Below are 13,515 nucleotides of genomic sequence, written 5' to 3' on the forward strand. Positions count from 1 at the left end.
ATTAGCCTCTTTTCCATCTTGTACCCTGCGGTGTATCTTCTAGAATGATATTCATTTCTTTCAATTGATCTCTAATTTGGTCAGACAGTTGGAAATTGCGGTCCTTCCTTGCCTGATTTCTTTTTTCAATTAATGCATCGATTTCTTCGTCCAACAATTCTTCACTTCCCAATGTTAGCCCTAATACCTGGAATAACTCTTGGAATTGCGCTGTGAAAGCATCAATGACCGCCGTCGCTGTATTTTTCTCTAAAAGATAATAATTCGCTAATTTAGATAGATCGAATAAGACAGAGATTGCTTTTGCAGTATTAAAGTCATCATCCATCGCTTCAATAAACTGATCCTTTGCTGCCGCAATTTTATCCAGCCACTCTTGATTATTATCGGTTAAATCTGTGCTTGCCTCTCTTCTATGCTGTAAATTCTGATATGAAGTAGTTAACCGTTCAAAAGCTGCCTTGGTGCTTTCCAATAATTCCTCACTATAGTTAATCGGGTTACGGTAATGAACCGATAACATAAAGAATCGTAATACCTGAGGATTATGTTTTTTGATAATGTCATGCACTAATACAAAGTTCCCAAGTGATTTTGACATTTTTTCATTATCGATATTGATATACCCGTTATGCATCCAGTAACGCGAGAAAAGTTTTCCACTCAAAGCTTCCGATTGAGCAATTTCATTTTCATGATGCGGGAAGGTTAAGTCCTGTCCTCCTGCATGAATGTCAATCGTCTCACCAAGATACTTTTTAGCCATCGCCGAGCATTCAATATGCCAGCCCGGTCTTCCAAGTCCCCATGGGCTTTCCCAATAGATTTCCCCTTCCTTCGCTGCTTTCCAAAGAGCAAAGTCTAAGTCATCTTGTTTTTTATCTCCCACTTCAATCCTCGCGCCGACACGCAATTCATCGATTGATTGATGCGAAAGCTTGCCGTAATCATCAAAGTGTCTTGTGCGGAAATATACATCTCCTTCTGATTCATAGGCATAGCCTTTATCAATTAACTGGCTGATAAATTCAATTATGATATCCATATTTTCCATTACTCGAGGATGGACATCTGCTTTTGCACAACCTAATGCCGTCACATCTTCAAAGTAAGCATTAATAAATCGGTCCGCAATCGTCGGTACATCTTCCCCTAATTGATTGGCCGCACGGATCAATTTATCATCGACATCTGTAAAATTCGAAACGTAATGGACATCGTAGTCACGATATTCTAAGTAGCGTCTCACTGTATCGAAGACAATTGCCGGGCGCGCATTTCCTATATGAATATAATTATAAACCGTCGGACCGCATACATACATTTTTACTTTTCCTTCTTCTAGCGGTACGAATGTTTCTTTTTTCCGAGACAGTGTATTATAAATTTGAATGGCCATTTACTTCGATCCTTTCTTTTCTAATTCCGTCTAATTCCTGTTTTAATATAGCAAGTTCGTTTTCCATTTCTTTTAAGCGATCAGCAACTGGGTCTGGCAAATCACAATGATTTAAATCCTTATCCTTTTTGATTCTTTTCCCATCCTGAATGACCACTCTTCCAGGAACCCCAACCACTGTAGAGTTTGGCGGCACTTCCTTTAAGACAACAGAACCGGCACCAATCTTCGAGTTCTCACCGATTGTAATGGAACCGAGCACTTTTGCACCTGTTGCGATGAGGGCATTATCCTTAATCGTTGGATGACGTTTCCCTTTCTCCTTACCCGTTCCTCCAAGGGTAACACCTTGAAACACGGTTACATTATCACCAATTTCGCATGTTTCCCCAATCACAACTCCCATGCCATGGTCGATAAAAAATCTTCTGCCTATTTTTGCCCCAGGGTGAATTTCAATTCCCGTAAAGAACCGGCTTACTTGAGATATAACCCTGGCAACGAAAAATAACTTTTTCTTAAAAAATGCATGTGCAAGCCGATGAGCCCAAATGGCATGTAAACCTGAGTATGTTAAGATAACTTCTAAATAACTTCTTGCTGCAGGATCTTGTTCAAAAACAACTTCAATATCTTCTTTCATCATTTTGAACATTGCCATTACTCCCCCTTAGTTTAGCTCTATCTTTTAAGAAAATTAGAAAAGCGTAAGCGCCTTGGTCAGCCCCGACAGTTAAATGTTCTTCGGCAAGAAAAGTTGCTCTTTGACTTTTATTGCTGAAGGTTATTTGACCCGAGGGGCTAGGCGCTGGAGCTAGACAATTCTCGAATTGGTTCTTCACTCTCAAAGAATGTAAAAAAGCGCCCCTGTCGTTACGACAGAGACGCTTGTGCGTGGTTCCACTCTGATTAGGCAGTCACTTTACCTACACTTCCCCTGTATGAGAATTGCAGTAGAGCTATTTGTTGCCTCACTCTTACTTGTTAACGGATGATTCCGCCCGTATCTACTAGAGTTGACTCATTCGAAACGGGGCTCCGAGGGGCACTTCAAAAAATGAGGGGCCTAAACCACTTTCAGCCGGTGATGGTTCTCTCTTAAAAGCATCATTTTTTTACTTTTCCTCTTCTACGCTTTAAAAAATATTCAATTTATTTATACTTACTATATTACATTTTTTTCTCAATGTTAACCAATAATTTGATTAATTCTCATTTGGACTTTTTGTTTCCCTAAAAGCTCAATCGCTTGTGGAAGGTCTGGTCCATGAGTCTGTCCTGTTACAGCTGCACGAATTGGCATGAAAAGATTTTTTCCTTTTTGGCCTGTAGACTTTTGAACAGCTTTCATCGCTGCTTTTATTCCGTCTGCCTTGAAGCTGTCTAATTGATCTAACTCAGAGGAAAATGCTTGTAACACTTCAGGAACTTGTTCTCCTGTTAGAATTTCCTTTGCATCTTCTTCGTATACAGCCTCATCCTTAAAGAACATGTCAGACAGTTCCACAATCTCAGCACCAAAGCTCATTTTTTCTTGTAAAAGAGCAACTAGGCCTCTTACCCACTCATGCTGTTCATCCGTCATATTCTCACTGATTCGTCCAGCTTTGACTAAATGAGGTACGGACAGTTCAACCACCCTATCCAGCTCTACCTTTTTCATGTATTGGTTGTTCATCCAAGTAAGCTTTTGCTTATCGAATAAAGCAGGTGACTTGGAAAGTCTAGTTGCATCAAAAATTTCAATGAACTCTTCTTTAGAAAAAATTTCTTCTTCACCAGCAGGTGACCACCCAAGCAGGGTAATAAAGTTAAATAATGCTTCTGGAAGGTAACCCAATTCTTCATATTGCTCAATGAATTGAATAATCGACTCATCCCTTTTACTTAGCTTCTTACGGCTCTCATTCACAATTAATGTCATGTGCCCAAAAATTGGAGCTTCCCAGCCCAATGCTTCATACACCATTAACTGTTTTGGTGTGTTAGAGATATGGTCATCTCCACGAAGCACATGTGAAATTTTCATTAGGTAATCATCGACGGTTACTGCAAAGTTATAAGTTGGCGTTCCATCCTTTTTAATAATTACCCAGTCACCCATACCCTCTGATTCAAAGGAAACAGTCCCTTTTACCATATCATCAAAGGTATAGGTTTTTCCTTCAGGAACAGCAATACGAATGCTCGGCTGACGGCCTTCACTTTCTAAACGCTGACGGTCTTCTAGCGTCAGATGACGGCACTTGCCGGAATATTGAGGTGTTTCTCCTCTTTCGGTTTGCGCTTCACGCTCTGCTTCCAGCTCTTCTTCCGTACAATAACACTTATATGCCTGGCCGCTCTCTAATAATTGATTGTAATATGTTTCATAAATATCATTTCTTTCAGATTGGCGATACGGACCGTATTCTCCTCCGACATCGACACTCTCATCCCAATCCATGCCAAGCCATTTTAAATATTTAAGTTGGCTTTCTTCTCCGCCTTCAATATTCCGCTTCTTATCCGTATCTTCAATTCGAATAATAAATTTCCCTTGATTGCTACGTGCAAACAAGTAATTGAATAACGCGGTACGGGCATTTCCAATATGTAAATGTCCAGTTGGACTTGGAGCGTATCTTACACGAACTTCGTTTGACATTTTTACATGGCCTCCGTGCTTAAATAATATAGTTTCAATTGACTATTTTATCACTGTATAGTTTATAAGAAAAGAGCAAGCGCCTTGGTCAGCCCCGACAGGCAAATGTTCTTCGGCAAAAAAAGTCCGCCTTTTGACTTTTATTGCCGAAGGTTATTTGACCAGAGCTGTAACAATCATCGCTTTATCAAGCTATGATTGTTACAAGATACTCAAGGTAGAATATTCAGGACGAAAACTGGCTAGGCGCTGGAGCTGGACAATTCTCGAAGTTGAATCTTATACCTTCTGAATATATCAATAAAGAACTATTCATTTACCTTTTTTAATAATACTACTGCTTGGGAAGCAATTCCTTCTCCTCTGCCAGTAAAGCCTAGCTTTTCTGTTGTCGTTGCCTTTACATTCACTTGATCTGGTGAGGCTTCCAATAATTCAGCAATCCGCACACGCATTTGCTCAATGTATGGTGCCATCTTTGGTTTTTGCGCGATAATCGTGCAGTCCGCATTCACTAGTTCGTACCCTTTGTCTTTGACTAACTGCCAAACATGTGCCATTAGTTTTGCAGAATCTGCATCTTTAAAATCTGGGTCAGTATCAGGGAAATGCTTGCCGATATCCCCTTCCCCTATGGCACCTAGGCACGCATCGGATACCGTATGTAATAATACATCTGCATCAGAATGACCTAAAAGTCCTTTTTCATATGGAATAGTAATTCCACCTATGATAAGCGGACGGCCCTCTGTTAGTTGGTGTACATCAAATCCCTGGCCTATTCGAAACATCAACAAAACTCCTTTTCTCTCTTTTTCAAAATCGCTTCAGCGAAATACAAATCTTCTGGTGTAGTTAATTTAATATTATCGTAATCGCCTTCTACTATAGCAACTGGATGATTCAGCCTTTCTACCAGGCTTGCATCATCTGTCCCAATATAGGAATCCGTGTCTGCTTTTTCGTAAGCCTCGAGCAATAACGAAATACGAAAAGCTTGTGGGGTTTGTACAGCCCACAAGCTTGAACGTTCGACGGTTTCCACTACGATACCATTTTTAACCTTTTTCATAGTGTCTTTAGCAGGTACTCCAATAATGGCTGCACCTGTACCAGATGCTTTCTCAGTTAAACGGTGGATTTGTCCTTTTTGAATAAAAGGACGGGCTGCATCATGAACAAGGATAATTCCACTCGTTTTTACTGTTCGGAGGGCATTATAAATGCTATGCTGACGTTCATCTCCACCTGGCACCAAGCTGATGACCTTCGTTACGTTATACTTATTTAGCAATCCTTTAAATTCTATTTCATCCTGAGGATGAATCGCTAGAATGATCCCCGTGCATGCTTCATCCTCTTCGAATACCTTTAAGGTATGGATGAGCACAGGTATTCCATTAAGTTCTAACAAAAGCTTATTCTTTCCTGCTCCCATTCTTTTTCCCTGGCCTGCCGCCGGGATAATGACTTGGTAAGTCATAAAAAAACCCCACTCTGTATATGCTTTTCTGTTATAGTGCCTTCTCTAACAACTTTGGTTTGGCAAAGATCATACGGCCGGCTGATGTTTGAAGCACGCTAGTTACTAGAACTTCAATTCTCTTACCGATGTATTCTCTTCCTTCTTCTACCACGATCATCGTTCCATCGTCTAAATAGGCAACGCCTTGGTGATACTCCTTACCGTCCTTAATCACCTGAACTGTCAACTCTTCGCCTGGAAGGACTACAGGTTTTACAGCGTTGGCTAAATCATTAATATTTAAAACAGAAACGTTCTGCAATTCACACACTTTATTAAGATTAAAATCATTGGTCACAAGAATCCCATTTGTTAATTTTGCTAGTTTCACTAATTTGGAGTCTACTTCACTGATTTCTTCAAAATCCCCCTCATAAATTTCAACCTTTATGGCGAGTTCCTTTTGAATTCGATTTAAAATATCCAAACCTCTTCTTCCACGGTTTCGTTTTAGTACATCAGAAGAATCAGCAATATGCTGTAATTCTTCCAGAACGAATTGAGGAATAACAATCGTACCTTCTAAAAATCCAGTCTGACAAATATCCGCGACACGCCCATCGATAATGACGCTTGTGTCTAATATTTTCATTGCCTTACCCGCAGCTTTTTCTACTTCTTCATCGTTCGCCTTTTTCTTTTGACTACGGTTTCCGAATAACCCTAATAGCTCATCCCGCTTTTTAAAGCCTACCTGGAAACCAAGATATCCAAACAGTAAGGTTAGTAAGATTGGAGCAACTGCATTTAAAATTGGCACTTGAACAGCATTAAGCGCAAAGCCCAATAAAAAGGCGACAAATAAACCAAAAATGAGGCCTAAACTACCAAAAAGGACATCTGTTACAGGTACTTTTACTAACGAATCTTCCGCCCATTTAATAAAATTAAAGACGTAATCTACTGCCCAAAAGGTAATAAGATAAAATATAATAGCACCTAAAATAGCAGTAACATATGAGTTATTTATAAGTGGAATGTCATTCATATGGAGAAGTCTGAACAACTCCGGTAATAACAATATACCAAGCGTACCTCCCATTATGAGGAAGCATGCCTGCACAATTCGTTTTAACATTCCTTCACCTCCTCTAATTCATTATAAACATATTCTTAAAATTGAAACGTAATTTTGATGATTATTTTTCCAAATTGTTAATCGTTTGAAATCTATTTGTTATGATAAAAAGGAATTACTCCTCATAGGTTAGCACCGGCAAAATACAATGTCAAATAATTGGAAATCCACTTGCGCCTTCCTTTGCACCTATAGATGACGGTCGGTGTATAGGCGATCTTTTACTAATTTAAACCCTTCCCTAATCTTTTTGGCCCGGACTTCGCCAATGCCTTCTACCTCATCCAGTTCTTCTACTGTGGCTATCATAATCTTGGAGAGTTCCCCAAAACTACTGATTAAGTTTTCAATAATAATAGACGGCAGTCTCGGAATTTTATGAAGGATGCGATACCCGCGTGGATGCTTATATTCATCAAGGTGTACATATCCATGATACCCCATAAGTTTTAGCAACACGACATCCTCAATGTTGCCGCTTGCTGTCAACGCCTGCATTCGCTGGAGAATCTCCCGTGCCTTAACCTCTCGTTCACATGCATAATCCTTAATAATCAAATGTATTTCATCTTCTAACTCTGTTAATATTTCATTCATTTGTAAACGAATGAGCCGTCCTTCTGTACCTAGTTCATGCAAATATGTTAATAATTCATTCTTAATCTTTAACACCATTTCGAAACGATGCAGGACTAGTAGAAAGTCGTTATAGGTGACCGATTCTTCAAATTCTAAAATACTTAGGTTAGTTATACTATGCTGTATAACAACTTTATACTTTTCTAGCGTCTGGATGGCCTGATTGGCTTTCGTTAAAATCACCGAAATATCTTTTAACGAATACCGGAAATTCCCTTGATACAGGGTAATAACATTTCTCCTTTGGGAAATAGCAATAACAAGGGACTTTGTTTGTCTAGCCACGCGCTCAGCTGTCCGATGCCTCATCCCTGTTTCCGTAGACGAAATTTCAGAATTCGGAGCAAGCTGGGCATTAGCAAAAAGAATTTTATTACCTAATTCATTTAAGATGATGGCTCCGTCCATTTTGGCCAATTCATATAAAAAGCTTGGTGAGAAGGGGCAATTAATTTCAAACCCACCATCCACAATACTCTTTACCTTGTCGTTGTAGCCTACAACAATCAGTCCACCTGTATTAGCTCGTAGTACATTATCAATCCCCTCGCGTATAGGGGTTCCTGGTGCAATAAACTGTAAGACCTCATTTATCGTTTGTTCACCAAGCTTTTTATTTTCCATCTGCTACCCTCCCAATGCTGCTTGAAGTGCCTGACCAACGGAAGAAACGCCTATTAGCTGAACTCCTTTTGGGGCCTTCCAGCCACCTAGATTGTTTTCAGGTAAGATGACACGCTCAAACCCTAATTTTGCTGCTTCTTGAACACGCTGCTCTATTCGGGAAACCCTTCGTACTTCACCTGTTAGCCCTACTTCCCCAATAATACAATCAGTCGGTCGTGTAGGCTTATCCCTAAAGCTCGAAGCTATGCTTACTGCCACTGCTAAATCAATTGCAGGCTCATCTAACTTGACGCCGCCAGCCACTTTTAAATAAGCATCCTGGTTCTGTAACAGCATCCCCACTCTTTTTTCCAAAACGGCCATTAACAGGGGCACACGGTTATGATCAATACCCGTTGCCATTCTTCGCGGGTTCCCAAAGCTTGTCGGCGAGATTAAGGCCTGAATTTCAACTAGGACCGGTCGTGTTCCCTCCATCGATGCCACCACGGTTGACCCGGCTGCCCCACGGGAACGTTCTTCAAGAAATATTTCCGATGGGTTTTCTACTTCTTCAAGACCGAATTCTTTCATTTCAAAAATACCCATTTCATTGGTGGATCCAAATCGATTTTTAACTGCCCTTAAAATCCGATAAGTATGATGGCGCTCTCCTTCAAAATAAAGCACAGTATCTACCATGTGTTCTAATAGTCTCGGTCCCGCAATAGAACCTTCCTTAGTCACATGACCCACGATAAATATAGCAATGCCTTTGGTTTTTCCGATTCGCATTAATTCAGACGTACATTCACGAACCTGTGATACACTCCCTGGAGCGGATGTCACATCTGGATGAAAAACGGTTTGGATTGAGTCAATAATTACAAAGCTTGGATTAGTGCTATCAATTGTACGGTTAATTTCATCTAAATTAGTCTCTGAGTAGACTAATAAGTTTTCTGATTTGATCCCTAACCGTTCTGCGCGGAGCTTTGTTTGCCTTAACGACTCCTCTCCAGATATGTATAATACCTGATTCCCCTTATTAGCCAACTGGGAAGATACTTGCAATAACAAGGTAGATTTCCCAATCCCAGGGTCTCCTCCAATTAACACTAATGAACCCTTTACTACACCACCGCCAAGTACACGGTTTAGTTCATTCAAATCGGTTAATATCCTTGGTTCATTTTCCATTTCAATAGAAGTAATCGGCATGGGCTTGGTTAAGATGTTTGAACCGCCTGGAGTGTGAGCAAACGCCCCTCTTCTTGTTGTACCCGTAACTTCGACTTCTTCAACCATTGAGTTCCATTGTCCGCAGCCTGGACATTTCCCCATCCATTTTGGAGATTCATATCCGCACTCCTGACACATAAATTTTGTTTTTCGTTTTGCCATTTGTCTTTCAACCTTTCCTTTGAACCAATAAATGAAAAAAGAGGTACACGGTTTGACTTTATTCACGTGTACCTCTGCTTGGTCATATCTAACTAAAATATTTTGATGGGGAAGCAGCCTATTTAACTAAGCTTGTTTTTTCAGCTGTTCTTACAACAAACTCACCATCAACTACATCGATTATAGCATGCTGGCCTGTTAAGAGCGTTCCTTTTAACAGCTCTTCAGAAAGACGGTCTTCAATATGCTTTTGAATAGCTCTACGCAATGGTCTTGCCCCGTATTCTGGGTCATAGCCTTCTTGAGAAATTTTCCCCTTAGCCGCATCTGTTAACTCTAAAGAAATGTTTTGTTCGTTTAGACGCTTAATTAATTGATCAGACAGCAACGTAACGATTTCTTCCAAATGCTTTCTCTCTAACGCATGGAATACAATGATTTCATCAATACGGTTCAAGAATTCAGGGCGGAAGGCTTTCTTCAATTCTTCCATTACTTTACCCTTCATGTCTTTGTAATCCTGCTCACCGTCCTGGATATTAAAGCCTACATATTTGTTTCGCTTCAAGGCTTCTGCACCAACATTGGATGTCATGATGAGAACAGTATTTCTAAAGTCTACAGTTCTTCCCTTCGAATCTGTTAAACGGCCGTCTTCAAGCACTTGAAGAAGGATGTTAAACACATCAGGATGTGCCTTCTCAATCTCATCTAGCAGGATAACAGAGTATGGTTTCCGGCGCACCTTTTCGGTTAACTGACCGCCTTCCTCATAACCTACATAGCCTGGAGGAGAACCTACAAGTCTAGATGTAGAGTGTTTCTCCATATATTCTGACATATCAATACGAATCATAGCATCTTCGTCCCCGAACATTGCCTCGGCAAGGGCACGGGCTAATTCTGTTTTACCTACCCCAGTAGGTCCAAGGAAGACGAAGGAACCGATTGGACGTTTTGGATCTTTCAAACCTGCTCTCGCACGACGAACAGCTTTAGAAACAGCAAGGACTGCTTCCTCTTGGCCAATGACACGGGAATGAAGCAATTCTTCTAAGTTGAGTAACTTAGCTGTTTCTGTTTCCGCCAGCTTAGAAACAGGTACACCCGTCCAGCTAGATACAACACTTGCAATATCTTCAACGGTTACCTCATTATTTTCTTTGCCTTGCTTTTCCTTCCACGTCTTCTTGGTTTCTTCTAACTGTTCGCGAAGACGCTGTTCCGTGTCTCTTAACGATGCAGCTTTTTCGAACTCCTGACTTTGAACTGCCGCGTCCTTTTCCTTGCGTACTTCCTCTAGCTTAACCTCTAATTCTTTTAAATTAGGAGGAGTCGTATAGGAACGCAGGCGGACCTTCGAACCGGCCTCATCAATTAAGTCAATTGCTTTATCTGGAAGGAATCGGTCGGAAATATAACGATCAGAAAGCTTAACCGCTGCCTCAATCGCTTCATCAGTGATTGATACACGGTGATGTGCTTCATATCGGTCACGTAATCCTTGTAAAATTTGAACGGACTCTTCTGCTGTTGGTTCATCTACGCGAATCGGCTGGAAGCGGCGTTCAAGTGCGGCATCTTTCTCAATGTATTTACGGTATTCATCGAGAGTAGTAGCACCGATACATTGAAGTTCACCACGTGCTAGAGACGGCTTTAAGATATTGGACGCATCAATTGCTCCTTCAGCCCCGCCTGCTCCAATTAACGTGTGGAGCTCATCAATAAATAAAATGATATTTCCTGCTTGGCGAATCTCATCCATAACCTTTTTCAAACGGTCCTCAAATTCACCACGATATTTGGTTCCAGCAACCACTGTCCCCATATCCAGGGTCATAACACGCTTATCGCGGAGGATTTCAGGAACCTCATTGTTTACAATTTGCTGGGCAAGACCTTCGGCAATAGCCGTTTTACCAACCCCGGGCTCACCAATTAAAACTGGGTTATTTTTTGTACGTCGGCTAAGAACCTCAATCACACGTTGAATTTCTTTGCTGCGTCCAATGACAGGATCCAGGCTGCCTTCACGTGCAATAGCAGTTAAATCTCTCGCAAGACTATCAAGTGTTGGTGTATTGGCGCTAACAGACGCACCACCCTGGTGTCCCCCTGATTCATTGCTGCCTAATAATTGAAGTACCTGCTGGCGTGCTTTGTTTAAGCTCACACCCAAGTTATTAAGAACTCGTGCAGCTACTCCTTCGCCCTCACGAATTAATCCTAGAAGGATATGTTCTGTACCAACATAAGAATGTCCTAGTTTACGTGCCTCATCCATCGATAATTCGATGACCTTTTTCGCCCTTGGAGTATAGTGAATCGTTTGAGAAGTTTCTTGTCCTTTGCCAATTAAATTTTCTACTTCCTTCTGAATTTTATCAGAACCTAATCCAAGACCATAAAGTGCCTTTGCAGCGATTCCTTCACCTTCTCGAACCAAACCTAGCAAAATATGCTCTGTTCCAATGTTATTGTGTCCAAGGCGAATCGCTTCCTCTTGTGCTAGTGCAAGAACCTTTTGTGCCCTTTCAGTAAAACGGCCGAACATCATATTCTCTTCCTCCTCACCTATTTTTGCTGTTCCATTTTAAGACGTTCTCTGATTAATGCTGCTCTCCTAATATCTCTTTCATGAGGTCTTAAAGGACCTCCAGCATATTGCTGAAGAAAACCCGGTTGGGTTAAAATCATTAATTCATTTAAAATCGATTTCGGCATATTCTCTATAAGACCCATATCAATACCAAGCCTTACATCGGATAAACATCTTGCTGCTTCCTTCGTTTCGATAATACGGCTATTCGTCAAAACTCCTAGCGAGCGGAATACTCTGTCTTCTAATTGTATGTTCGAAGTTTTCCGTAATGCTTCTCTAGCAGACCTTTCTTGAGAAATGAGCTGACTGACAACCCCTTTTAGGTCGCGGCAGATATCTTCTTCTGATTTTCCCAGGGTAATTTGGTTAGAGATTTGAAAAATATTTCCTAAAGCTTCGCTTCCCTCACCATAAATTCCTCTCACAACAAGCCCCAATTGGTTGATTGCCGGAATAATTCGATTGATTTGCTGTGTGAGAATTAACCCCGGTAAATGCATCATCACCGAAGCCCGTAGACCGGTTCCGACATTAGTAGGACAACTTGTTAAATAACCATACTGCTCTTCAAAGGCATATTGTATATTACTTTCCAGCCAGTCATCTATTTCATTTGCTGCATCTAGTGCCTCAGATAGTTGTAAGCCTGGAAATAAGCATTGAATCCGAATATGATCCTCTTCATTTATCATTATACTAACTTCTTCATTTTCGGTTAAAAGAACGGCACCATATGGTGAATCCTCTGCCAGATGTGGACTAATTAAATGCTTTTCTACCAATACTCTTTTTTGGAGAGGCTGCATAGCATCAATTTTCAACAGTTCCATCTGACCGAACTTTTGTAATGGTGACTCTTGAAAAATTCCCTCCATATTTTCTATAATCATTTTTGCTTCTTCATGTGAAAAAAGTGTCGGAAATTTAAATGCGTCAAAGTTTCGGGCTAAGCGAATCCGTGAACTAAGGACTATATCTGAATCAGGTCCCTCTTCGCTCATCCAGGAACTAACAGCTTGATTAAGAAATCGTTCAAGCGACACGTTATTCCCCTCCCTCTTCGCTTCCATGTAATTGTTTCTCTAATGTGCGAATCTCATCGCGAATCTCTGCCGCCCTCTCAAACTCTTCTTGGGAGATAGCAGTTCGTAAGTCGGTTTTCAATTCATCTATTTGCTTACGAAGAAAAATGCTGCCGCCAATTCGTTTTGGTATTTTCCCAATATGATTCGAGTTCCCGCTATGCAAACGCCTTAAGACAGGTTTTAATTGTTCTTTAAATGTTTCATAGCAATGGGCACATCCAAAGCGCCCTACTTTTAAAAATTGTGGAAATGTCATGGAACAGTGCTCACATTGAAGGATTTCTTCTTGATGAAAAGGGCTTTGATTAGGCTTTTGAAAAGAATCCATATTGAGCAGGCCTGCTAATAAGTTATTAAAGGCAAATCCTGACTCTCCACTAATCATAAACATTTCGCCCTTTTCCTGAGCACATTTCTCACAAAGATGCACTTCGGTTTTTTCGCCATTTATGATTTTTGTAAAATGAAGTGCTGCAGGTCTTTGATTACATTCTTGGCAAATCATATTTTCACCTCTCCAGCAGCAT

At 40.7% G+C, this 13,515-nt stretch carries 11 protein-coding genes and 1 other annotated feature; all 11 genes read right to left on the minus strand.

What is annotated here, in order from left to right; translation table 11 throughout:
- Window position 1 precedes the first annotated feature (1 nt).
- On the minus strand, window positions 2-1,399 hold the full coding sequence (gene cysS / locus QE429_RS00745) for a cysteine--tRNA ligase (RefSeq protein WP_307282873.1): 1,398 nt from the start codon (window positions 1,397-1,399) through the stop codon (window positions 2-4).
- Window positions 1,380-2,054, minus strand: coding sequence for a serine O-acetyltransferase (cysE, locus tag QE429_RS00750; protein WP_307290696.1), 675 nt, complete (start codon window positions 2,052-2,054; stop codon window positions 1,380-1,382). The genes cysS and cysE overlap by 20 nt, the downstream gene beginning before the upstream one ends.
- Window positions 2,055-2,276: 222 nt before the next feature.
- Window positions 2,277-2,540 (minus strand) — a binding site (T-box leader).
- A 48-nt stretch (window positions 2,541-2,588) separates the two neighbouring features.
- Entirely contained in the window at window positions 2,589-4,046 is a 1,458-nt protein-coding gene (gene gltX / locus QE429_RS00755; RefSeq protein ID WP_307282875.1) for a glutamate--tRNA ligase, read from the minus strand.
- Window positions 4,047-4,354: 308 nt separating this feature from the next.
- On the minus strand, window positions 4,355-4,837 hold the full coding sequence (gene ispF, locus QE429_RS00760) for a 2-C-methyl-D-erythritol 2,4-cyclodiphosphate synthase (RefSeq protein WP_307282878.1): 483 nt from the start codon (window positions 4,835-4,837) through the stop codon (window positions 4,355-4,357).
- Entirely contained in the window at window positions 4,837-5,529 is a 693-nt protein-coding gene (ispD, locus tag QE429_RS00765; RefSeq protein ID WP_307282880.1) for a 2-C-methyl-D-erythritol 4-phosphate cytidylyltransferase, read from the minus strand. The genes ispF and ispD overlap by 1 nt, the downstream gene beginning before the upstream one ends.
- Before the next feature lie 31 nt (window positions 5,530-5,560).
- Window positions 5,561-6,649 carry a PIN/TRAM domain-containing protein gene (locus QE429_RS00770; protein WP_307282882.1) on the minus strand — a complete coding sequence of 363 codons (1,089 nt, stop codon included), beginning with the start codon at window positions 6,647-6,649 and terminating at the stop codon, window positions 5,561-5,563.
- A 189-nt stretch (window positions 6,650-6,838) separates the two neighbouring features.
- Complete coding sequence (gene disA, locus QE429_RS00775) at window positions 6,839-7,912, minus strand: DNA integrity scanning diadenylate cyclase DisA (RefSeq protein ID WP_307282885.1); 1,074 nt, start codon at window positions 7,910-7,912, stop codon at window positions 6,839-6,841.
- Between the two features lie 3 nt (window positions 7,913-7,915).
- A complete protein-coding gene (radA, locus tag QE429_RS00780; RefSeq protein ID WP_307282888.1) occupies window positions 7,916-9,298 on the minus strand; it encodes a DNA repair protein RadA in 1,383 nt (460 codons plus the stop codon).
- Between the two features lie 118 nt (window positions 9,299-9,416).
- On the minus strand, window positions 9,417-11,858 hold the full coding sequence (gene clpC / locus QE429_RS00785; RefSeq protein ID WP_307282890.1) for an ATP-dependent protease ATP-binding subunit ClpC: 2,442 nt from the start codon (window positions 11,856-11,858) through the stop codon (window positions 9,417-9,419).
- 17 nt (window positions 11,859-11,875) lie between these two features.
- Window positions 11,876-12,946, minus strand: coding sequence for a protein-arginine kinase McsB (gene mcsB, locus QE429_RS00790; protein WP_307282894.1), 1,071 nt, complete (start codon window positions 12,944-12,946; stop codon window positions 11,876-11,878).
- Between the two features lies 1 nt (window position 12,947).
- A complete protein-coding gene (mcsA, locus tag QE429_RS00795; protein ID WP_307282896.1) occupies window positions 12,948-13,493 on the minus strand; it encodes a protein-arginine kinase activator protein McsA in 546 nt (181 codons plus the stop codon).
- Window positions 13,494-13,515: the final 22 nt, after the last annotated feature.

The sequence above is a fragment of the Bacillus sp. SORGH_AS_0510 genome (assembly GCF_030818775.1).
Lineage (GTDB): Bacteria > Bacillota > Bacilli > Bacillales > Cytobacillaceae > Neobacillus.

Excerpts from the sequence above, each read along its gene's own strand:
- cysS (WP_307282873.1), bottom strand. The coding sequence starts at position 1,399 with ATGGCCATTCAAATTTATAATACACTGTCTCGGAAAAAAGAAACATTC.
- cysE (WP_307290696.1), bottom strand. The coding sequence starts at position 2,054 with ATGTTCAAAATGATGAAAGAAGATATTGAAGTTGTTTTTGAACAAGAT.
- gltX (WP_307282875.1), bottom strand. The coding sequence starts at position 4,046 with ATGTCAAACGAAGTTCGTGTAAGATACGCTCCAAGTCCAACTGGACAT.
- ispF (WP_307282878.1), bottom strand. The coding sequence starts at position 4,837 with ATGTTTCGAATAGGCCAGGGATTTGATGTACACCAACTAACAGAGGGC.
- ispD (WP_307282880.1), bottom strand. The coding sequence starts at position 5,529 with ATGACTTACCAAGTCATTATCCCGGCGGCAGGCCAGGGAAAAAGAATG.
- QE429_RS00770 (WP_307282882.1), bottom strand. The coding sequence starts at position 6,649 with ATGTTAAAACGAATTGTGCAGGCATGCTTCCTCATAATGGGAGGTACG.
- disA (WP_307282885.1), bottom strand. The coding sequence starts at position 7,912 with ATGGAAAATAAAAAGCTTGGTGAACAAACGATAAATGAGGTCTTACAG.
- radA (WP_307282888.1), bottom strand. The coding sequence starts at position 9,298 with ATGGCAAAACGAAAAACAAAATTTATGTGTCAGGAGTGCGGATATGAA.
- clpC (WP_307282890.1), bottom strand. The coding sequence starts at position 11,858 with ATGATGTTCGGCCGTTTTACTGAAAGGGCACAAAAGGTTCTTGCACTA.
- mcsA (WP_307282896.1), bottom strand. The coding sequence starts at position 13,493 with ATGATTTGCCAAGAATGTAATCAAAGACCTGCAGCACTTCATTTTACA.